Raw genomic sequence first — 19,860 nt, 5'->3', positions numbered from 1 at the left:
CGGTGGCTGGGCCTAGTCGGCGGAGGGGTGGCTGGGTCGGGTTGGGTGGAGGGTGGCTGTGCAGGGGGCGGGTGTAGGTGGGTTATGTCGGAGGTTGGGTGGTGGGGGCGTATTGGACGTCCAGGGTGGCGGTTTGGAAGCCCAAGTGGGTGTACAGGGTGCGGGCGGGGGTGTTGGTGCCGTCTACGTAGAGGACGATGGTGTTGAGGGCGCGGGTGGTTTGTAGGTGGTGGAGGCCCTGGAGGGTTAGGGCTTTGCCGAGGCCCATGCCTTGGTGTGTGGGGGAGACACCTACTACGTAGACCTCGCCGACGCCGTCTTCGACTTTGGTCCAGTGGAAGCCGGCGAGGGTGCCGGTGGGGTCGACGGCGAGGAAGAAGCCTTCGGGGTCGAACCATGGTTGCTGGCGGCGTTCGGCGAGGTCCTTGGCGGTCCAGCTGCCTTGTTCGGGGTGGTCGGCGAAGGCCTGGGCGTTGAGTTCTAGCCAGGCGGCGTCGTCCTGACCGGGTACGAAGGTGCGTACGGTGATGCCGTCCGGCCAGACGGGATCTGGTAGGTCGGCGCGGGTGCGGCGGAGGAAGTACAGCTCGCGCGTCACTTCGAGGCCGAGGTGCTGGGCGAGTTCGTCGGAGCCGGGCAGGCGGCCGTGGGCCCACACCCGGGTACGGGCGCCGCCGTGGTCCAGGAGCATGCGCAACAGCGCCGTACCGAATCCTTGGCGGCGGTAGGTGGGCGCGACGAACAGTTCGGCTGAGCCGTCGGCGGCGAGTGCTGCGTACCCGGCCAGGTTGCGGGCGCTCTGCAGGCCGGAGACCTCGATGGTGCCAGGGTCGCCGACGTACGCGAGGACGTGGACGTCGTCGGGGTGCTCGCCGTCCAGGTGCAGCAGGGTGCGTTCGGAGAGCGGGTGGACGCCGTCGCTCTGAGCGGCGGCGTGAGCGAGCTCCGTGACGGCGGCGGCGGTGGCCGGGGGCAACGGTGAGGGTACGGCTTCGAGAGTCACTCGAATACCGTAAAAGGTCCGGTCGAGTTCATGCTCAGGTCCTGGCAAGGTCGCGTCGCCGCCGGTACCTTGCCCGGAACCGCGGATGATTCCGCGCCACCGCCACCGCGGCGCCGAGAGGCCACCGCGACCGCAGGGCCGACAGGCGACCCTGACGGCGGTGCCGAGAGGCCACCGCTACCGCGGTGCCGAGAGGACGACGGAGAAGACATGGCTCTGACAGGACGAGACGGAGCGCGGCTGGGGGGTCGGCGAGTGGTCGGACTGCTCGCTGCCGGATCCGCCGTGGCGCTCGCCTTGGCCACGGGGGGATCCGTGAGCCAGGCAGGAGCCGCGCCGGGGACGGCCGCTGCGACCCAGCAGGCCCAGCAGGCGCTGCAGACCCAGCAAGCAGCCGCGACCCAGGCAGCCCAGGCAGCTCAAGCACAGGCAGAGCAGACAGGCCAGGCGGCCCAGGCCCAGGCGGACCAGTCGAAGAAGCCGAAGCCGACGCACACCCAGATCCAGCTGCTGGCGATCAACGACTTCCACGGCAACCTGGAGCCGGCCACCGGTTCAGGCGGCAAGATCAACGACATCCCGGCCGGCGGCGCGGCCTACCTGGCGACACACCTGAAGCAGTTGCGCGCCGAGGCGAAGGCGAAGGGCCAGGACTCGGTCACGGTCGCTGCCGGTGACCTGATCGGCGCGTCGCCGCTGCTGTCGGCCGCGTTCCACGACGAGCCGACGGTGGAGGCGCTGAGCGGAATGGGCCTCGAGGCTGCGTCGGTGGGCAACCACGAGTTCGACGAGGGCTGGAAGGAACTGCTCCGGATGCAGACCGGCGGCTGCCTGCCGGACGGCGACGGGCAGAACAACCAGAACTCCTGCCCGGACCCGAAGCACCCGTTCAAGGGCGCGAAGTACAAGTACCTGTCCGCGAACGTGTTCCTCGAGAGCACCCACAAGACGCTGTTCGCGCCGTACACGATCAAGACCTTCAAGGACGGCAAGAAGGTCGGCTTCATCGGCATGACGCTGGAGAACACGCCGAACATCGTCACCGCGGCCGGCGTCAAGGGCCTCAGCTTCAAGGACGAGGTCGAGACCGCGAACGCGCTGGTCCCGGAGCTCAAGAAGCAGGGCGTGAAGTCGATCGTCGTGCTGCTGCACGAGGGTGGTTTCCCGGCCGACCCGAAGGCGTACAACAGCTGCCCCGGGATCTCCGGCCCGATCGTGGACATCAACGCCGGCCTGGACCCGGAGATCGACGCGATCGTCTCGGGTCACACCCACCAGGCGTACAACTGCTCGCTGCCGGACAAGGCGGGCAAGCCGCGGCTGATCACCAGCGCGTCGTCGTTCGGCCGCCTGATCACCGAGGTACGGCTGAGCATCGACAACGCCACCGGTGACGTCGACCGGGTGAACACGCTGGCGAACAACCAGATCGTCACCCAGGACGTGGTGCCGGACCGGCAGACGACGAAGTTGATCGACAAGTACAAGAAGCTGGTCGCGCCGATCGAGAGCAAGGTGATCGGTCATCTCACCACGCCGTCCGTTGTGCGTACCAACGATGACTCGCTGGAATCGCCGCTGGGTAACCTGATCGCGGACGCGCAGCTGGCCGATCCGTCCGTGGTGTCCGGCGGGAAGAAGCCGGTGGTCGCGTTCATGAACCCGGGCGGTATCCGCGCCGACCTCGCGTCGAACAACGGTGAGGTCACCTTCGGCAAGGCGTTCACGGTGCAGCCGTTCAACAACTTCCTGGTCTCGATGGACATGACCGGTACGCAGCTGAAGGCCCTGCTGGAGCAGCAGTTCTCCGGCGTGAACGGTCCGGAGGCGGCGAAGTTCAAGGTGCTGCAGGTCGCGGGTATCACCTACACCTGGAACCCGGCGGCCGCGGCCGGCTCGAAGATCGTGGCCGGTTCGATCAAGATCGGCGGCCAGCCGCTGGTGGACGGTACGTCGTACCGGATCGTCACGAACAACTTCCTGTCCGACGGCGGTGACGGTTTCCCGGCCTTCACCACCGCCACGAACAAGGTGTTCGGCGGTCTCGACATCGACGCGTTCGCGAGTTACCTGACCGCGCACGACCCGTACACGCCGGTCGCCACCGACCGGATCTCGATCGGTTCGTAGCCGCTCCCGGGGCGCTGGGCGGGCCGTCCGCCCGGCGTCCCGGAGGGTTTTCGCTCCGGACGGGGATGCTGGTACCTTGCGTACTCAAGTATTTACGGAAGGTGAGCGATGGCCCACGTTGCTCCGACTTCGCATCGACGCCCCGCGCGCGCGTCGCACCGCGGACATCGCAGCGATGACGGATCGATCCGGATCACGAGCTGGCTCGGACTGGCGTTCGCGTTCGTCGTCGGGTGGATCCTGACGGCGCAGTCGCATGTCGGCGTACACGCGGCCGGGGTGACGCTGCTGGTGATGCTGGTTCCGGTCACGATCGGCACGTTCGTGACCGGGTTCCGGCAGGGGCTCGGCTCCTGGAAGGCCGCGCTGCTGGCCGGCGCCGGGCTCGCGTTCACCCTGCTCAAGTTCTTCTTCTGAGCAGGATTCCTGGATTTCTGGGGCGCGGGATTCCTGGGGCAAGCGCCTCAGGACTTGGCTTCGGCCGGCTCCCGGGTGCTCGGCGCGGGCGGTACGACGAACCGGTAGCCGACGTTGCGGACCGTACCGATCAGCGATTCGTGCTCCGGGCCGAGCTTCGCGCGCAGGCGGCGTACGTGCACGTCGACCGTCCGCGTACCGCCGAAGTAGTCGTACCCCCACACTTCCTGGAGCAACTGTTCACGGGTGAAGACCCGCCCGGGGTGCTGCGCGAGGAACTTGAACAGCTCGAATTCCTTGTACGTCAGGTCCAGCGCGCGCCCGTTCAGTTTGGCGGTGTACGAAGCCTCGTCGATCACCACGTCACCGCTGCGAATCAGCGTCGACTCGGGCTCGACGTCGCGGGTCGCGGCGAGCCGTCCGATCACCAGCCGCAGCCGGGCCTCGATCTCGGCCGGGCCGGCGGTGTCGAGCATGACGTCGTCGGCGCCCCAGTCCGCGTTCACCGCGGTCAGGCCGCCCTCGGTCACGACCAGGATCAGCGGTACGTCGATGCCGGTGGTGCGGATCAGCCGGGACGCGGCGCGGACGGCGACCAGGTCGCGGCGGGCGTCCAGCAGGACCGCGTCCGCCTCGGGCGCGTCGACGAGCGCGGAGATCTCAGGTGGCAGAATCCGGATCTGGTGCGGGAGCAGGGCGAGCGAGGGCAGCACCTCGGTGGAGGCCTGCAAAGCATTCGTCAGCAGAAGTAACGTGCTCACGCCGTCTCCCGGTGCTGATCATCGGATCTTGGCGATGTGACCCGGTCCTCGTGCACGTCAGGCCCCGACGGCGTCGTTGCCGGGGGTCTGGGACACACTGGGTAGTAACAGCAAGCTGACATAATAGCGGATGACGTAACCGATGAGTGAGGCGCGGACCAGATGCCGGAAGTGACCATCAGGTACTTCGCTGCCGCGCGTTCGGCGGCCGGGGAGTCGTCGGCGACCGCCGAGGCCAGGTCGATCGGTGACCTGGTGACGACTGTTTCGGTCGACCGTCCGGAGCTGGCGCGGGTGCTGTCGATCTGCACCTTCCTGATGGATGGGGAGCGGGCCGAGTCGAGCACACCGCTCACGCAGGGCGCATTGGTGGACGCGCTGCCGCCGTTCGCCGGCGGCTGACTTCACCGACCCGGGTGATACCTCCGGAGAGGTAGATTCCTCGCGTGGCGATGGAGTCGGGGACGCTGCTCACGACAGTGGGGCGCGCGGGGGTTCTGTTCGGGAAGGCCTGGCCACGCCTCCTCGCGGTCTTCCTGGTCGCACAACTGGTGCACCGGGGTTTGCAGTGGGTAGCGGTACAAGCAGGAGCCAAGGCGGAGGCAGCCGGTATCGCGGTACTGGCGCTGCTCGTCGTTGTGTCGCTCGCTATGTACGTCGGCATGTTCCTGGTGTTGCGCGGTGAGCTGCCGTTCCACCGGCGGGCCGTGTCCGAGGGCGTACTCGCACCGGACGGTGTCGAGCCAGGTAACGAGCACAAGCCGCTGGACGCGATCGCTGCGGCGATGCTGCCGTTCCTGGCGTTCTACGCGGCCTACAAGTTCCTGCAGAACGAGGCACTCGATTACGAGTACCGACTCGCCGCACACCAGGCGAATGAGACCGCCGCGACCGTACTGAGTGGCGGGACTGTTCCACAGCAGTCGGAAGGACTGCAGTCGCTGTCCGCGTGGCTGTTCCTCGGTTTGGGTGTCACCGCGTACCTGCTCCGCTTCGTGTTCAAGAAGTGGAAGAAGGAGAAGGAAGGCCCGGTACGGAAGCTGTTCATCACGTACCTGGAGGCGCTCTGGATCTTCGTGGTCGCGTACCAGGCGTCGTCCGTGATTCCGCCACCGATGACCTGGCTGAAGGAACGTGTGGCCTGGCAGTGGCTGCACGACGGGTACAACTGGGTGCTGGACCACGTCCTCGGCGTCAACCAGGTACGTGAGGTGTGGGATGCGGTCACTGGGTTCATTGCGGCGGGCATCGGCGACCTGTGGAGTGCGGCTGTACTTCCGCTGATGTGGATCACGATGACCGCGGTCATCTACGGCAGAGCCCTGCAGAAGCTGGAGAAACCACGCTGGCGGTTCGACCGGTTCACCAACCGGTGGCAGCAGACGCCACGGATCGTACGGGTCGCGGGTAACTCTGTGGTGGCCGACTGGAAGGACCGCTGGACTCCGGTGATGGATGCGTTCCGGCTGGTCGTTCGGTCCGGCCTGCGACCGATGCTGGGGTACTTCCTGGCCTGGGCGGTTGTCACGTTCGCCGCCAGTGCAGTCTGGATCGTTCTGAAGCTCTGGGTGCTCGGACCGCACACATTGCAGTTCTGGCTGGTTATTGACGAGCCGTTGAACCTGGTCACCGACGGACTGAAGATCATGCTGCAAGTCAGCCTGCTGGCGGCCGCGTACGACCGGATGATCGGCGGACTGGCCGGCTACCTGAGTCCCAGGACGCGTGCGGTACACAGCCAACCAGCAGGTGACCAGGGCGTCACGGACCTGACTGCGGCTACCTCGGGAATGCCAAATACTGAGGGAGCGTCGTAGCCCACGTGATCGTCGGTTGCACGCTGCCGGCCACGGATGTCGGTACGACGAAGATCGCCACTGTTTCGAACGGCTTACCGGCCACGGGCTTCAAGTAGTACTGCCCGGCCGCCCCACGCCAGCTGGCCGGCTTGTCATCGGAACCACCTGTGCAGCCGGTCGGACGGTCCTGGAAGGCATCCGCGACCTGCGTCTCATCCCACACCCTGCCGTCCGGTGCACGTAGGTGCAGCTGGCAACCGCCCAGTCCATCCAGTGCGGACAGCTTGTCTACCTGCAGCCGGTAGTACACGCGGATGCGCGTAGTTCCTTGTGGCAGTGCGTCCTGTTGACCACTCTCACTGGGCTGTGGGTTCTCCTCGACGCTGGTGGCGTACCAGGTGGCGCCGTTGTACGCAGTACCACCGGATGACACCGTCACGGCGTCACGGGGCTCAGCGTCGTACCAGGAGGTGTAGTCGCTCCGGGTGGTCCACCAGCCGGCCAGGGGGATCGCCAGCACCAGTACGCCGAATGCGACGCGGTTTCGCTGGAACCAGCCGCGGCGGGCGCGGCGCGCGCCGGTCACGTGTCACTCGCAGCAGTCAGTGCCACCACGTCCTGTACCGGTGGGGCGTCGGAGCCGAGCGGAACGGTCACCTGTGGTTCCAGGTCGTTCAGGATCGGCTTCTCCATCACCAGCAACGTTGCCCCCGGCACCTTGTCGGCGGGCATCTCGACCACGAACGAGCCGCGGACCGGGATGTCCGGCGCGAACTCGGTACCGGTCAGGTCGACCTGGTCGAGACCGTTGCGGTTGGAGCCGAGGTACGTGACGCCGTCGGCGGACCGGATCCGGACGTCGGCGATGTGCAGCGGCTCACGGTTGGCGGTGACGGAGGCGTCGACGACGACGAAATCGGTCAGCGTGTCCCGATCCGGCGTCGAGTGCGGAATCCGGAGCTGCTTGCCGATCCGGATGCTGTCGACGGTCAGGTCGAAGCGCGGTGTCTGTACGGCGCGGCCGACGATGCCGCGGACCGGAGTGGGCTGCTGGATGTCCTTCTGCGTCGGCGTCAGCCGGTACAGGCCGACGATCGCGACCAGGACGGCCAGGGTGAGGCCGACGTTCAGCAGTCTGCGGCCGGTCACTTGACGTTGTCCTTCACCGGGACCGTGCTCTCGGCGGCGAGCTTGTCCTGCGACCACTTGTCGTGGTGGTCGAGGATCGACTCCCCGAAGCTGTAACCCTGCACGGTCAGGTGGACCTCGGTCGGCAGATCGGTTGCCTTGGGCAGCTTCCAGACGTACGCGACGTCCTCGGCCGCGTCCGGGGTGAGGACCGGGTTCATCGTCTGGTCGCGGAGGTTGGTGGTGCCGAGAGGCCGTGCGGTCTCGTCGACGCCGGGTACGCCGACGAGGCGGATCAGATCGAGCGGTGGGGTCGTACCGGTGGCGTCGGTGACCTTGAGCTTCGTCACGACCGCGATCAGCGCACCGCCCTGGTCGGGGGTGAACAGCGGCTTCAGGTCCTTCACGGCGACGACGCGCTGGACGGTGACGTCGAACCGGCCCGCGTCGATCGCGTCACCGGCTGCCACCTGTGGGGTTTCCTCGCCGGCCTTCTTCAGTCCGCCGAAGACCGCGGAGACGGCGAGGAGCAGTACGACCGCGCCGATGACCCAGGTACGGAGCGTTCGGCCCCGTACCTTCAGATCCTTGAGCTCCGGGAGCTCTTCCGGCTCCTCCTGCTCAGACCCCCCGGTCCCCGTTTCCTGCACGCCCGCAGCGTAACCACCCAGAGGGCCGCCCGCTGCGCTGATCGGGCCTGCGGTGGTCGCTCAGTCGTCGGGACGGCCGCGGAGGCGCTTCGTCTGGCCGCGGCGCTTCTTGTCGTCCAGCCGGCGCCGCACCGAGCCCTTGCTCGGTTTGGTCGGCCGGCGCTTCCGTGGTGGCGGTGCGATCGCCTCCCGCAACAGCTGAGCCAGCCGCTCCCGTGCTGCTTCCCGGTTGCGCCACTGCGACTTGTACTCCGACGCCGCGATCGTCACCACCCCGTCGACCAGCCGCGCCCGCAGCCGCTCCAGCGCCCGGGCCTTCAGTACGTCACTCAACGCCGCCGTACCGGCCACATCGAAACTCAACTCCACCCGGCTGTCAGTCGTGTTCACCGACTGCCCACCCGGCCCACCGGACCGCGAGAACCGCCACATCAACTCCCCCTCAGGCACCACCACCCCCTCCCGCACCACCAGCCCACTGTCCACACCCCTATTAAGTCAGACGGTTCTCAGTGGGTGAAACGGGTGGTTGAAAGGTGTACGGGGAGTCGTACCGTGGGTGATTGTGAGTCTTGGGTTGTGGGTGCTGGCCGGCGCGGTGGTCGTCGGTGCGGTGCTCAGTGTGCTCAAGGCCTGGGTGGACGGACGGTTTCGGGGGAAGAGTGAGGTCGGCGTGGAGCGGGTGACGGCGGCTGAGGTTGGTGCGGAGCTGGGGGAGCGGGCGACGCTGCTGCAGTTCTCGTCGGCGTTCTGTGCGCCCTGCCGGGCCACCCGGCGGACGCTCGCCGAGGTGGAGGGCATGGTCGACGGCGTACGGCACGTCGAGCTGGATGCCGAGTCACATCTGGAGCTGGTCCGGCGGCTGGACATCCTGCGTACGCCGACCACGCTGGTGCTCGACAGCACCGGAGCGGTCGTGAAGCGGGCCAGCGGTGCGCCCCGGAAGCCGGACGTTATTGCCGCGCTGGCTACCGCGATCGAGCCCACCGGCGTCCGGTAAGTGCCACCGGATGGCGGAATCACCGCTGCGTAAGTAAGACTCTCCGGGTGAGCTCTCCAGCCGGTTGGTACGACGATCCCGAGGACCAGACCCAGCAGCGGTACTGGGACGGCAGCACCTGGACGGATCAGCGCCGCCCCCAGCAGACCCCGCCGCCGTACCAGGGCCAGTACGGCCAAGCGGCACAGCACGGGCAGGTGTACGGCGGTCCCGCACCGACCCAGCAGAGCCGCCCGGCCCAACCGCAGTACGGCCAGTACGCCCAGCCGCAGCAACCGCAGTACGGGCAGTACGCGCAACAACAGCCCCAGCAGCAACAGCAGGCTGGCCAACAGCAGTACGGCCAGCAGCAGTACGGCCAGTACACGGGTCAGCAGCCGGGCCAGCAGGGCTATGGCTATCCGGGGCAGCGCCCACACACCACTCCGGATGGCCAAATGCTGTCCGGCTGGTGGCGGCGGGTGTTCGCGCGGATCATCGACTCGATCATCGTCGGCATCATCGGGCTCCCGCTGACCGGCTACTTCTACTACCAGTACTCCCAGGTGCTCTGGGACTACTTCAGGAACACCCTGGACCAGGCAGAGGCCGGTAACCCGGCCACCACGACCACGCTGCCACCAGAGGTCTACAAGTGGATGATCCCGGCGGTCCTGATCGGCTTCCTGGTCTCGTTCGTGTACGAGTACCTGTTCGTGACGAAGAAGGGCGCCACTCCGGGCAAGATGGCGCTCGGTATCGCGGTCCGGCTCCGGGACGTACCGGGCAACCCGCCCGGCTCCGCGGTCGCCAAGCGGTACGGCTTCCAGATCGGGCTGAGCGTGCTGGGTCTGATTCCACTGATCGGTACGCTGACCGGCTTCGCCGCGCTGCTCGACTACCTGTGGCCGCTCTGGGACGACAAGAAGCAGGCACTGCACGACAAGGTGGCAGCCACCAACGTGGTCCGGAAGTAGATATCCCATAATATGATCAGTTGTCTCACTCAATGGGACAACGGCCGGCGCATCCGCCTACGTTCCGTACGCTCGATGCGTGGTTTACCGGACATGGCTGACGAAGCGCCGGGCAGTGGACAACTGCCGGGTGCGCTCGTCCCTGTGTCGACGCCGCTGACCAGGCGGCGTCCCGAGCGCTGCGGAACCGGTCGCTGAGCACGGTTTCGCGTACGTCGCCTCCCGCGGATTCGGGCGGGTTCCGGCTCGACATCCTCCAACTCCTGGAGTTGTCATGTCCGAACAACAGGCGGTGCGGCAGGTCGATCCGCGCGGACTCCGGTTCGCGGCCGGCATCACCTCCGTCGTTCTTGCGCTGACGCTCGTACTCAACAGCCCCTGGCCGCTCGCGGTACAGGCCGTGGTGTTCGCGGTCTCGGTCGCGTTCGGCGTCCAGGCGTCGCCGTACGGGTGGCTGTTCAAGCGGCTGGTCCGGCCCCGGCTGGCCCCGCCGAAGGAGCTGGAGGACGCGGCGCCACCGCGGTTCGCCCAGCTGGTCGGCCTCGTCTTCGCGGTCGTCGGGCTGGTCGGGTACCTGACCGGTGCGACCGTGCTCGGCGTGGTTGCCACCGGATTCGCCCTGGTCGCGGCGTTCGTGAACGCCGCGGTCGGGCTCTGCCTCGGTTGCGAGGCCTATCTGCTGATCCATCGCATTCGTACGCCAACAACCGCTACCAACTGAGAGGCAGCACACATGAGCAGGGAATCCGCTCTCGTCTCGGCCGACTGGGTCGAGGAACACAAGTCCGACGCCGGCGTCGTCCTGATCGAGGTCGACGAAGACGTCTCGGCGTACGACGCCGGCCACATCGCCGGTGCGATCAAGCTGGACTGGAAGGACGACCTGCAGGACGCCGTCCGTCGCGACTTCGTCAACCAGGAGCAGTTCAGCGCGCTGCTGTCCGAGCGGGGCGTCAAGAACGACGACACCGTCGTGCTGTACGGCGGCAACAACAACTGGTTCGCCGCGTACGCGTACTGGTACTTCAAGCTCTACGGCCACGGCGACGTCCGGCTGCTCGACGGCGGCCGCAAGCGCTGGGAGCTGGACAGCCGCGAACTGACCGACGAGGTCGTCAAGCGCGACGCCACCGAGTACCAGGCCAAGGACCCGAACCTGGACATCCGCGCCTTCCGCGACGAGGTCAACGAAGCCATCGGCGTGAAGAACCTGGTCGACGTCCGCAGCCCGGACGAGTACGCCGGCCGGCTGCTCGCCCCGGCCCACCTGCCGCAGGAGCAGGCGCAGCGCGCGGGTCACATCCCGACCGCGGCGAACATCCCGTGGAGCAAGGCGGCCAACGACGACGGTACGTTCCGCGCGGACGCCGAGCTGAAGCAGCTGTACGCCGACGCCGGCGTGGACTTCGGCAAGGACACCATCGCGTACTGCCGGATCGGTGAGCGTTCCGCGCACACCTGGTTCGTCCTGCACGAGATCCTCGGCCAGGAGAACGTGAAGAACTACGACGGTTCCTGGACCGAGTGGGGTTCGCTGGTCGGCGTACCCGTTGCCCTCGGCGACGAGCCCGGGGAGGCCTGACCATGTGCGGAGCGAAGAAGGGCGGCCTCGACCTCAAGGGCGTCGACGTCGACAAGGAAGCCGTGATCCAGGGCCAGGTGCTGCGCGGCGAGGAGCCGGTCGGCGGCGCGTACGTGCGGCTGCTGGACTCCAGCGGTGAGTTCACGGCGGAGGTACCCACCTCGGCCACCGGGCACTTCCGGTTCTTCGCGGCGCCGGGCAACTGGACGCTGCGCACGCTGGCGCCGAAGGCCCAGCCGGTCGACAACGAAGTAGTCGCGCAGTACGGCGAAGTCGCGGAAGTGGCCGTCACCGTCTGAGTGGTTGCTCGTTACACAAGGTGCCACCACCACCCGAGGTGGCCCACCCTGAAGTAAGCACCGAAGGGTCCGGACCTTGCGCGTCCGGACCCTTCGGCATGTCCGGAACCGCCTTGCCTGGCATGGGTTCCGGTCATCGCTCCGGGGTTACCGGGTGACGTTGATGTCGCGGGCAACGAACTGCCAATGTAACGGTTTGGTCTCGGAGCGGAATTTTCTCGTTACCTACCGCAATCGGCCAAGTTGTGTCTGTGTCCTGACCCGCGCTTCGGGTCACGTCATCACTCAGGGAGGAGGGGTCAATGCGACCCCGCATCGGATACAAGAAGCTCGCCGCCGTCGGAGTTGCGGCGGTAGTCGGCGTGGCTTCTACGATCGCGCTGACCTCGGGTTCGGCATCCGCCTCGCCGGTTTTCGGATACAGCGGTTACTCGTACGGCACCGACGTCGAAACCGGTCTGGCGAACAGCGGCCCGCAGGTGGTCAGCAAGTTCGGCTGCACCACGGACGCCACCAAGGCTGACAAGAACGACCTGGCCACGGCGAACGTGAACCAGCAGGCGATCGCGCGGACGGTGAAGACCGACACGCACGCGTTCAACGACAAGAGCGGTACGGGCGTCACCAGCACCGCGACCGCTGCCGACGTCAAGGTGGGCAACCTGCTCACGCTGACGGGTGTGAAGACCACCACCACGGCGCGGTACTCGAAGGGCCAGCTGTCCTACACCGGCGACACCAGCTTCGCCGGCGTGAAGATCGGTAACATCGCGGTTCCGTCGCTGCTGAAGCCGGGCCCGAACACCAAGGTCGCGGTTCCGGGCCTGGGCTACATCGTGCTGAACCGCGTCGGCGGCGTGAAGACCGCGTCGGGCATCTACTCGTACGCGCAGGCGGTCGTGCTGCACGCGACGGTGAAGAACCAGTTCATCCCGCAGGGCGTCGACGTCGCGGTGCTGAAGACCCGTGCGGAGATCTCGAAGCCGGCCACCGCGCTGGTGATCGGGTCGGCGTACGGCACCCAGGCCAAGGCCGACAAGCTGGTCGTGTCCGGCCCGACGTCGCTCCAGACCACCTGCCAGGGGACTGAGGGCAAGACCGTGAAGGTCGCCGTCGGCGAGCTGAACATCCCGAAGGTCGCCTACGTCGGCGGTGTCTACACCACCAAGAAGGGCGCCATCGGCGAGGACAAGTCGTACATCGACTTCACCTCGCACGTCGCTGGTGTCAAGGTGGGCAACCTGTCCATCGGCGCCATCGAGTCCGCGGCTTCCGCCTGGAAGACCAAGGACGGCAAGGCCGGCGTGAGCTCGTCCTCGAGCATCGCGTCGATCAAGGTCGGCAACAAGACCTACCCGGTGAAGACCGGCGAGAACGCCACCCTGGACATCCCGGGTGTCGCCAAGCTGACCTTCAACCAGGTGATGCGGCAGAAGCGCTACATCGAGGTCAACGCGCTGGTCATCGACGTCTACAGCCTGAACACGAAGGTCATCGTCGGCCACTCGGCCGCCGGCGTCGTCAGCTGAATGCAGTAGGCACGGTCTGAGTCGAACCTCACCGACTCCAGAATCCGGCCCCCGGTTCCACACGGAACCGGGGGCCGTTTCTGTTCTCCGGCCTGCCTCCCACTTTGAGAAGCCACCGCGCGTTTCCGGAGCGGATTTTTGCGCGGTGGCTTCTCGAAGCCGACTCGGGCGCGGGGTGTGAGGGTGTCAGGCGTCGAGGATGAGGGTGACGGGGCCGTCGTTGACGAGGGCGACCTGCATGTCGGCGCCGAAGCGGCCGCGTTCGACCTTGGCGCCGAGCCCGGTCAGGGCGGCGCAGAACGCGTCGTAGAGCGGTTCCGACACCGGGCCCGGAGCGGCCGCGCTCCAGGAAGGACGGCGGCCCTTGCGCGTGTCCGCGTACAACGTGAACTGGCTGATCGCGAGGATCGGCGCTTGTTCGTCGGCGGCGGAGCGCTCGCCCTCCAGGATGCGCAGGGTCCAGATCTTGGCGGCCAGCGCGGCCGCCTGCTCGGGGGTGTCGTCATGGGTGACGCCGACCAGGACGAGCAGTCCCGGTTCCTCGATCGCCCCGACCACCTCGCCGTCCACGGTGACCGACGCGGTGCTGACTCGCTGTACTACGGCTCTCATGACAACATCCTCGCGTACCGGAGATCGTCCGGTGAACAGTGCTGTGGACAGGCAAATATCCGTTTCGAGATGCGATCTGGCAGGATTCATCCATGGCGTCGACTCTGATCACAGTTGCTCCCACCGGTGCCGAGACCGCGAAGGCGGATTGCCCGGCGTTGCCGACCACGCTCGACGAGCTGGTCGAGACCGCGAAACGCTGCGAGGCAGCCGGCGCGGCGATGATCCACATTCACATCCGCGACGGCGAGCACCGGCCGACGCTCGATCTGGACCGGCTCACCGACACGGTCGCCGCGGTCCGGGAAAACACGGCGCTGATCGTGCAGCTCTCGACCGGCGGAGCAGTCACGGATCCGTACGAGCATCGGCTCCGCGTACTGGATGCCGTACCCGACTCCTGCTCGTTGACGATGGGCACGGTGAACTTCGGCGACGACGTGTTCATGAACCCCTGGCCGTTCGTCACGGAGCTCTACCAGCTGACACAGGAGCGCGAGGTCGTGCCTGAGTTCGAGCTGTTCGATCTCGGTCAGGTGGCCGCGCTGCATCGGCTGCTGGACAAGTACGGTCTGCCGTACGGCGGGCGGGTGCACTGCGACCTGGTGATGGGCGTACCAGGCGGCATGCCCGGTACGACGGATGCGCTCGTCGCCGCAGTGAACGCACTACCGGACGAGGTCACGTCCTGGTCAGCCACCGGCATCGGGCGTACGGCGCTCCCGGTCGCGATGGCCGCGCTTTCGAAGGACGGCAACCTCCGGGTCGGCATGGAAGACACGCTCACGCTGGCGAAGGGTCAGCCGGTCACGCACAACGCCGAACTGGTCGAACGCGCGGCCGTGCTCGCGACGCTGGCTCAGCGGCCGCCGATGTCGCCGGACGAGGCCCGTGACCTGCTCAACGTGAAGCGCGATCGCTGAACTACGTACGCCGCGACGCCGGCCGCGATGATTGTTGCTTCCAGCAATAACCAGTCGCGGAGGTAGTCGCGCGGGAGCACGGTCAAGTTGGCGCCTTTGCCCTGCCGGATGAGCAGCGGCAGCGCGAGCAACGTGGTGATCCCGATCGAGAGCAGCGTGGTTCGTACGGCTGCCACTGTTCGGTGCCGATCGGGGCCGGTCGACCAGCGGGTGAGCAGCCAGCTGACCGCCAGCGTGAGCGGTACGAGGATGAAGTCGTCGGCGATTACAGCGCCCGCCAGCCAGATCGGCAGCCGGATCAGACCGTGGTTATCCACAGCCGTGAGCAGAAGCCACAGTCCCCAAAGTCCGAAGCCGACGCCGATCGTCGCGAGTGCCGCCCGCGTCTTCATTCGATCACCTCGAGGCGGTGGACCCACTTGGTCTGCAGTACGCCGGGCCGGTTCGGCGCGATGATCCGGGCGGGGAAACCGTGGTCGAGTGCGAGTTCCGCGCCGTTCAGGCGGAGCGCGAGCAGAGTCAGCGGATCGGCGGCGAACTCGGGCGGGAGCTCGCTCGTCGCGTAGAAGCCGCCTTGTTCCATTGACACGACACGGACTCTGGCGTTCGGCGGGGCGCCGCAGAGGCGGAGCAGGTCGCGCATGCGTACGCCCTCCCAGTTGGCGCCTTGACTCCACCCTTCGACGCATGCAATCGGCAGGTCGGAGCGGCTCTGTGGGAGGGCTCTCAATTCGTCGAGTGTGTACGACAGTTGCCGAGGGCCGTTGATGGTGAAGCGCCAGTTCACGTCGATTCCGGTGACGCCGGCCGCTTCCGCCGTACGGTTCACGGGTACGCCTTGCGGGCCGATGTTGGGTTTGCGGGGCGCGAGTACGGCGATCGGGCCCAGCGTCGGTACCGATTGACCGACCGAGGTGATGCCGACCAGCGTGGCGGAGCCGGCGACCGTACGGAACAGGCCTCGACGGGTGAGCCCGGTGACCCCCGCGGGCAGTGTCTCCGGACGTGCGTTCGGCGTACGCCGCCAATGCGCCCTGACCAACGGGAGTTTGACGGCGAGGTGCACGAAGAGCGCGCCGATGATGATCCACGCCAGCGCGTAGTGCGTCTGGCGGAACGGGAACGGCCACGGGTACCACTGCAGGGTGTTGACGAAGCCGATGAAGAGTTCCAGGGCCAGCGCGGACACCAGGACGAGGATCGATGCTCGTTCGAGCAGGATGCGGACGGCCTTTCGGCTCGGCGGCCAGGGTGGTTTCGCGAACAGCTTCGGGTAGACCGTCCACAACTTTGCCAACAGCAACGGAACGGCGATGGTTCCGCTCAGGACGTGCAGTCCCTGGCTCACGCGGTACAACTCGGCAGGACGGCTCGGGAGGTGCAGCCAGCCGGGCGTGTTCTGCTGGAAATGGCTGTAGAGGCCGGTCAGGAAGCAGACCGCCACGGCTGTCCCCAGCCAGCGCCCGAGCACTGTCGCCACCCGTGGATGGTGCAGAGCGGAACGGAACGACTTCTCCGTCGGAGCCTCCGGCAGCTTCATGTTTCCACTACAGCCCAACCGGAGACCTGTGGACGGCGAGAGCCGATTACTGGTCGCGAACGGCTGGGTGGAGCCGTTGTCCACAGGTTTGCGTCTGTACAGGAGATGGTGGCACCGATCGGGGCATACTCTGTGCAAACTTGACGAAGGGAGTGTGGCGGAGTGAAGACGCAGGAGCGGTCGTCCGAGGACGACGAGCGCGCGATGGCGGATCTGGCCGAGGTCGTGGACTGGCGGCCGGTCTGGGGACCGCCGGCCACCGGCATGGACGCCATCCGCGCCTTGGTCAACCGCGTCACAGCCGCCACCGGCTGGCGCCCCTGGGCGCCGGGCGACATCGATCCTGACCGGTACACCTGGGGTCTGGTCACGCAGCGCGAGACCGTGATGCTGGTGCTTCCGGACGCGGTGATCCCGGAGAGCCCGCGCAGCGGCTGGTCGGCGTACGACATCGCCGCGGCCGAGCTGCCCCAGGCCGAGGAAGGCCTGGACGCGCACTGGCCGGAGCAACTCGCGCTGGGCCGCCGCTACTGGGGTCCACCCGTCTTCGTCGGATCAGGCAACGACCTGCGGGTTCCGCCCGAGTGGCGCGGCCGCCGCCGGCACTTGGCCGTGTGGCTCCGGCCCGGCGCCGAGATCCACCTGTTCGCGTCCCAGCCCGGACCGGAAGACACCGCAGCCGGGTTTGCTTACTCCGTCTACTCCAGCGAGGTGGCCTGATGGCAACTGAGGGTCAAGCGGACGAGATGCTGATGACGGTCGCGGGTCAGGTGCGCCAGATCTACCAGATCCTGCGAAAGTATCTGCGGGGCCGGCTGAACCGGACCCAGATGCGCCGTGCCGCGGCCGAACGCGTGGCCCACGGCAGACGATGGGAGCCCCCGGTCCAGCAGCAGACCGCCAACGTCGATGAGCGCGAGCTGTACGGCCAGCTGGACCGCACGGCCCGGCAGCTCGAGGGCGTGAACGCTCAGAACGACGACCTGCGCCGCCAGACCGCGGAACTGCAGGCGCAACAGGCCGTCACCGAGGAGCGACTGCGGGCGCAGGAACAACTGCTTGCCGATCAGAACGCTGAGCTGAATCGGACCGATGGCAACCACAACGGTGTCGACGACAATCGTGACGCCGACGTCCGGACGGATGAGCAGAACCGCGTCCGGGATGCGCAGGTGCAGCAGAACGCCGATGCGAGCGACCTGGACAACAACGGCGTGGTCGACAGCCTGGATCGTGAACACGACGAACAGCAGCGCCAAGAGGACGCCAAGCAGAAGAAGGAGTCAGGTCGCGAGGGCCCCGACGCCGCCGACGCTGCCGGCGCGGCCGGAACAGCGGCTGGTGCCGCGGTAGCAGCCGAAGAAGTCGAGGACCGGCTGGACGAGGGCACCGATGCCGACCAGCCAGGCAGCGATGAGCCCGGCGTCGACACCGCGGCGAACGCCGAGACCGGCGAGCTGACCGACAGCGTCGACCAACAGGGTACGGTCAATATGACCTTTGGCGACAATACTCAAGTCATCAGTGGCGACGGAAATTCTCGCTTTGGCTACAACGTCGTGAGCGGCGATTCCCCGCAGAGTCCCGACGCGGTCGACGCAACCGCCCAGGACACCACCGACCCCCTCCGCGAACAAACCGAAGCCATCCCCGCCGTCGAAGAACAAGGCGCCCCGCCGAACCCCGAGGCCAAGCAGGTCAACCCGTGGGACTCCTACAACGACCCTTTGACAAACGAGGTCTTCGACCAAGACAACCCACCCCTAGAAACAGACAACACCCAGCCCAACCCGTACGTCACCGACACCGCCGCCGAGGCAGAGCAGCAGCCTGAGCAGGTCCCGGCGTCGGACCCGTACGTGACGGACTCGACGGTCGAGGCAGAGCAGCAGCCTGAGCAGGTCCCGGCGTCGGATCCGTACGTGACCGACACGGCGGTCGAGGCCGAGCAGCAGCCAGAGTCGAACCCGTACGTCACCGACACGGCAGCCGAGGCCGAGCAATCCCCAGACCTCGAATCCCCAGACCGACCAGGAACCACCCGAACCCTGAACCAGGACCAGGAACTCGAGGCCGATCCGGAGGACCTGGAAGGCCCGACCCAAACCGAGAACGCCCAAACCCTGGCCCAAGCCCAAGACGCCCAAGGCCCAACTCAAGGCCCCGACGCCCAACCCTTGGCCCAAGACACCCAGGCCCCGGGACAAGCCCAGGACACCCAGAGCTTGGCTCAAGGCCAGGACACCCAGAGCCTGGCGCAGGACCAGGACACCCAGGGACCGACCCAAGTCAGCGATCAGCCGGGCCCGGCGATCCAGGCCGACGGCGGCGACATCAACTTCGGTGAGAACGGCGCGGCCCAGCCATCCGGCCAGAACACCCAACCCGTCCGCGCCGCAGAAGAGCCGCTCCTAGACGGCCATCGCGAAGAACGTGCCCAGCAGGCGGCCCGCAACGGCGGTCAACAAGGCCGAACCTCCACCATGACCCGCGAGGAGCAGGACGCCCAGCGACACCGCACCCAAGACGGCCTCGCCAGCGCTTCCGCCGCCCCCAGCCACGCCCCCAGCACAACCCCCAGCGCCGCCGGCGAACGCCCCGACCACCTCCGCGACACCCGAACCGCCTCCCCCCGAGCCCCCCAACAAGACACCGGCCGAGGCCGAGGCGAGTAACCCACCACCCGCAGGCCCCCACCACCCGCAGGCCCCCAACCCGCAGCCCCCACCACCCAGCGGGCCTGCACCACCCAGCGGGCCTGCACCACTCAGCGGGCCTGCACCACTCAGTAGCACCGCACCACCCAGCAGCACCGCACGACATCGCCCCACCCCCTCACCGGAGGCGCCCCCGAACTCCACCCGGGGGCGCCTCCGACCGAGTCCGCCCGCCGGCGCGCCCGACCAACGCCACCCGCGAGGCACGCCGCGTCGCATCACTCAGCAGCACCGCGCCACATCGCCCCGGCACCTCACTGGAGGCGCCCCCGAACTCCGCCCGGGGGCGCCTCCGACCGAGTCCGCCCGCCGGCGCGCCCGACCAACGCCACCCGCCAGGTACGCCGCGCCGCACCGAGTACTCAGCCACTCCACCAACTCGGCGCCCACCCTCACCACTACGCGCCCACTCCCACGGAGTACGCGCCTGCCCGCAACCGAGTGCGCCCTCCACTCCCACCCAGCACGCCGCCCGACAAACCAGTCGGCCGCCCACGCCCACCGCGTACGCGGACACCCTCACCGAGCGCCACCGCACCCACCCCACCACGCCGCCAGCGCCCGCCCGCCCGGCCCAGTACGCTGCCCACCCCAACCCGCCGGCCTGCCCCACCGAGGCCCGCCCACCCGCCGCCTGCCCCACCGAGGCCCGCTCACCGAGGCCCACCCGCCGCCTGCCCCACCGAGGCCCGCTCACCGAGGCCCACCCGCCGCCTGCCCCACCGAGGCCCGCTCACCGAGGCCCACCCGCCGCCTGCCCCACCGAGGCCCGCTCACCGAGGCCCGTCCACCCACCGCCTGCCCCAAGCGCCAA

General features: G+C 67.7%; 22 protein-coding genes. 13 read left to right on the top strand and 9 right to left on the bottom strand.

Annotated features, from left to right (window positions below; translation table 11 throughout):
• Window positions 1-82: 82 nt before the first annotated feature.
• Complete coding sequence (gene mshD, locus HDA44_RS21775) at window positions 83-1,003, bottom strand: mycothiol synthase (RefSeq protein ID WP_184837250.1); 921 nt, start codon at window positions 1,001-1,003, stop codon at window positions 83-85.
• A 315-nt stretch (window positions 1,004-1,318) separates the two neighbouring features.
• Here mshD and HDA44_RS21770 point away from each other — a divergent pair, with 315 nt between their 5' ends.
• Both HDA44_RS21770 and HDA44_RS21765 read left to right on the top strand, forming a co-directional pair.
• A complete protein-coding gene (locus HDA44_RS21770; RefSeq protein ID WP_337906229.1) occupies window positions 1,319-3,133 on the top strand; it encodes a bifunctional metallophosphatase/5'-nucleotidase in 1,815 nt (604 codons plus the stop codon).
• 108 nt (window positions 3,134-3,241) lie between these two features.
• The gene (locus HDA44_RS21765; protein WP_184837246.1) at window positions 3,242-3,550 is read left to right on the top strand and encodes a hypothetical protein; all 309 of its coding nucleotides are present in this window, start codon (window positions 3,242-3,244) and stop codon (window positions 3,548-3,550) included.
• A 47-nt stretch (window positions 3,551-3,597) separates the two neighbouring features.
• Here the strand turns inward: HDA44_RS21765 and HDA44_RS21760 are convergent, their stop codons facing one another.
• A complete protein-coding gene (locus HDA44_RS21760; RefSeq protein ID WP_184837244.1) occupies window positions 3,598-4,311 on the bottom strand; it encodes a winged helix-turn-helix domain-containing protein in 714 nt (237 codons plus the stop codon).
• Window positions 4,312-4,473: 162 nt separating this feature from the next.
• Here HDA44_RS21760 and HDA44_RS21755 point away from each other — a divergent pair, with 162 nt between their 5' ends.
• Together HDA44_RS21755 and HDA44_RS21750 are read left to right on the top strand one after the other, a co-directional pair.
• Window positions 4,474-4,713: a MoaD/ThiS family protein gene (locus tag HDA44_RS21755; protein WP_184837241.1), complete on the top strand. Its 240-nt coding sequence runs from the start codon at window positions 4,474-4,476 to the stop codon at window positions 4,711-4,713.
• A 50-nt stretch (window positions 4,714-4,763) separates the two neighbouring features.
• Complete coding sequence (locus HDA44_RS21750; protein WP_238353222.1) at window positions 4,764-6,128, top strand: hypothetical protein; 1,365 nt, start codon at window positions 4,764-4,766, stop codon at window positions 6,126-6,128.
• Here the strand turns inward: HDA44_RS21750 and HDA44_RS21745 are convergent.
• From HDA44_RS21745 to arfB, 4 genes are read right to left on the bottom strand one after another with little or no spacing between them, the layout of a single operon-like run.
• Complete coding sequence (locus HDA44_RS21745; RefSeq protein WP_184837239.1) at window positions 6,091-6,696, bottom strand: hypothetical protein; 606 nt, start codon at window positions 6,694-6,696, stop codon at window positions 6,091-6,093. The two genes, HDA44_RS21750 and HDA44_RS21745, sit on opposite strands and share 38 nt — an antisense overlap.
• The gene (locus tag HDA44_RS21740) at window positions 6,693-7,259 is read right to left on the bottom strand and encodes a hypothetical protein (protein WP_184837237.1); all 567 of its coding nucleotides are present in this window, start codon (window positions 7,257-7,259) and stop codon (window positions 6,693-6,695) included. Before HDA44_RS21740 ends, HDA44_RS21745 begins: the two co-directional genes overlap by 4 nt.
• On the bottom strand, window positions 7,256-7,888 hold the full coding sequence (locus HDA44_RS21735; protein ID WP_184837235.1) for a hypothetical protein: 633 nt from the start codon (window positions 7,886-7,888) through the stop codon (window positions 7,256-7,258). The genes HDA44_RS21740 and HDA44_RS21735 overlap by 4 nt, the downstream gene beginning before the upstream one ends.
• A 60-nt stretch (window positions 7,889-7,948) precedes the next feature.
• Window positions 7,949-8,374 (bottom strand): alternative ribosome rescue aminoacyl-tRNA hydrolase ArfB, encoded by a 426-nt coding sequence (arfB, locus tag HDA44_RS21730; protein ID WP_184837233.1) that lies wholly within the window; start codon window positions 8,372-8,374, stop codon window positions 7,949-7,951.
• Window positions 8,375-8,453: 79 nt separating this feature from the next.
• On the opposite strand from arfB, the gene HDA44_RS21725 reads away from it, so the two are divergent.
• The 6 genes from HDA44_RS21725 (at window position 8,454) to HDA44_RS21700 (ending at window position 13,254) form a co-directional block, all read left to right on the top strand.
• Entirely contained in the window at window positions 8,454-8,888 is a 435-nt protein-coding gene (locus HDA44_RS21725) for a thioredoxin domain-containing protein (RefSeq protein ID WP_184837231.1), read from the top strand.
• Between the two features lie 47 nt (window positions 8,889-8,935).
• On the top strand, window positions 8,936-9,844 hold the full coding sequence (locus HDA44_RS38640; protein WP_184837229.1) for an RDD family protein: 909 nt from the start codon (window positions 8,936-8,938) through the stop codon (window positions 9,842-9,844).
• A 274-nt stretch (window positions 9,845-10,118) separates the two neighbouring features.
• On the top strand, window positions 10,119-10,565 hold the full coding sequence (locus tag HDA44_RS21715) for a DUF4395 domain-containing protein (protein WP_184837227.1): 447 nt from the start codon (window positions 10,119-10,121) through the stop codon (window positions 10,563-10,565).
• A gap of 12 nt (window positions 10,566-10,577) precedes the next feature.
• Window positions 10,578-11,426, top strand: a complete 849-nt coding sequence (locus HDA44_RS21710) for a sulfurtransferase (RefSeq protein WP_184837225.1) — start codon at window positions 10,578-10,580, stop codon at window positions 11,424-11,426.
• Between the two features lie 2 nt (window positions 11,427-11,428).
• Window positions 11,429-11,725, top strand: coding sequence for a DUF1416 domain-containing protein (locus HDA44_RS21705; RefSeq protein ID WP_184837223.1), 297 nt, complete (start codon window positions 11,429-11,431; stop codon window positions 11,723-11,725).
• A 302-nt stretch (window positions 11,726-12,027) separates the two neighbouring features.
• The gene (locus HDA44_RS21700) at window positions 12,028-13,254 is read left to right on the top strand and encodes a choice-of-anchor P family protein (protein ID WP_184837220.1); all 1,227 of its coding nucleotides are present in this window, start codon (window positions 12,028-12,030) and stop codon (window positions 13,252-13,254) included.
• Window positions 13,255-13,440: 186 nt separating this feature from the next.
• Here the strand turns inward: HDA44_RS21700 and dtd are convergent, their stop codons facing one another.
• The gene (dtd, locus tag HDA44_RS21695; RefSeq protein ID WP_184837218.1) at window positions 13,441-13,866 is read right to left on the bottom strand and encodes a D-aminoacyl-tRNA deacylase; all 426 of its coding nucleotides are present in this window, start codon (window positions 13,864-13,866) and stop codon (window positions 13,441-13,443) included.
• A 92-nt stretch (window positions 13,867-13,958) separates the two neighbouring features.
• On the opposite strand from dtd, the gene HDA44_RS21690 reads away from it, so the two are divergent.
• The gene (locus HDA44_RS21690) at window positions 13,959-14,789 is read left to right on the top strand and encodes a beta-keto acid cleavage family enzyme (RefSeq protein ID WP_184837216.1); all 831 of its coding nucleotides are present in this window, start codon (window positions 13,959-13,961) and stop codon (window positions 14,787-14,789) included.
• On the opposite strand, the gene HDA44_RS21685 is transcribed toward HDA44_RS21690, so the two are convergent.
• Both HDA44_RS21685 and HDA44_RS21680 read right to left on the bottom strand, forming a co-directional pair.
• On the bottom strand, window positions 14,726-15,181 hold the full coding sequence (locus tag HDA44_RS21685; protein ID WP_184837215.1) for a hypothetical protein: 456 nt from the start codon (window positions 15,179-15,181) through the stop codon (window positions 14,726-14,728). The genes HDA44_RS21690 and HDA44_RS21685 overlap by 64 nt on opposite strands.
• Entirely contained in the window at window positions 15,178-16,329 is a 1,152-nt protein-coding gene (locus HDA44_RS21680) for a molybdopterin-dependent oxidoreductase (protein WP_184837213.1), read from the bottom strand. The genes HDA44_RS21685 and HDA44_RS21680 overlap by 4 nt, the downstream gene beginning before the upstream one ends.
• A gap of 162 nt (window positions 16,330-16,491) precedes the next feature.
• Between HDA44_RS21680 and HDA44_RS21675 the strand changes: the two genes are divergently transcribed.
• Complete coding sequence (locus HDA44_RS21675) at window positions 16,492-17,049, top strand: hypothetical protein (protein WP_319038430.1); 558 nt, start codon at window positions 16,492-16,494, stop codon at window positions 17,047-17,049.
• Window positions 17,049-19,004, top strand: a complete 1,956-nt coding sequence (locus HDA44_RS21670; protein ID WP_184837211.1) for a hypothetical protein — start codon at window positions 17,049-17,051, stop codon at window positions 19,002-19,004. Before HDA44_RS21675 ends, HDA44_RS21670 begins: the two co-directional genes overlap by 1 nt.
• Window positions 19,005-19,860 lie beyond the last annotated feature (856 nt).

This window comes from Kribbella solani (assembly GCF_014205295.1).
Lineage (GTDB): Bacteria > Actinomycetota > Actinomycetes > Propionibacteriales > Kribbellaceae > Kribbella > Kribbella solani.
Note: the sequence above shows the minus strand (reverse complement) of the source record. Positions and strands in the feature narration are given on the sequence as shown.

Excerpts from the sequence above, each read along its gene's own strand:
- HDA44_RS21765 (WP_184837246.1), top strand. The coding sequence starts at position 3,242 with ATGGCCCACGTTGCTCCGACTTCGCATCGACGCCCCGCGCGCGCGTCG.
- HDA44_RS21755 (WP_184837241.1), top strand. The coding sequence starts at position 4,474 with ATGCCGGAAGTGACCATCAGGTACTTCGCTGCCGCGCGTTCGGCGGCC.
- HDA44_RS21750 (WP_238353222.1), top strand. The coding sequence starts at position 4,764 with ATGGAGTCGGGGACGCTGCTCACGACAGTGGGGCGCGCGGGGGTTCTG.
- HDA44_RS21715 (WP_184837227.1), top strand. The coding sequence starts at position 10,119 with ATGTCCGAACAACAGGCGGTGCGGCAGGTCGATCCGCGCGGACTCCGG.
- HDA44_RS21710 (WP_184837225.1), top strand. The coding sequence starts at position 10,578 with ATGAGCAGGGAATCCGCTCTCGTCTCGGCCGACTGGGTCGAGGAACAC.
- HDA44_RS21705 (WP_184837223.1), top strand. The coding sequence starts at position 11,429 with ATGTGCGGAGCGAAGAAGGGCGGCCTCGACCTCAAGGGCGTCGACGTC.
- HDA44_RS21700 (WP_184837220.1), top strand. The coding sequence starts at position 12,028 with ATGCGACCCCGCATCGGATACAAGAAGCTCGCCGCCGTCGGAGTTGCG.
- dtd (WP_184837218.1), bottom strand. The coding sequence starts at position 13,866 with ATGAGAGCCGTAGTACAGCGAGTCAGCACCGCGTCGGTCACCGTGGAC.
- HDA44_RS21690 (WP_184837216.1), top strand. The coding sequence starts at position 13,959 with ATGGCGTCGACTCTGATCACAGTTGCTCCCACCGGTGCCGAGACCGCG.
- HDA44_RS21685 (WP_184837215.1), bottom strand. The coding sequence starts at position 15,181 with ATGAAGACGCGGGCGGCACTCGCGACGATCGGCGTCGGCTTCGGACTT.
- HDA44_RS21680 (WP_184837213.1), bottom strand. The coding sequence starts at position 16,329 with ATGAAGCTGCCGGAGGCTCCGACGGAGAAGTCGTTCCGTTCCGCTCTG.
- HDA44_RS21670 (WP_184837211.1), top strand. The coding sequence starts at position 17,049 with ATGGCAACTGAGGGTCAAGCGGACGAGATGCTGATGACGGTCGCGGGT.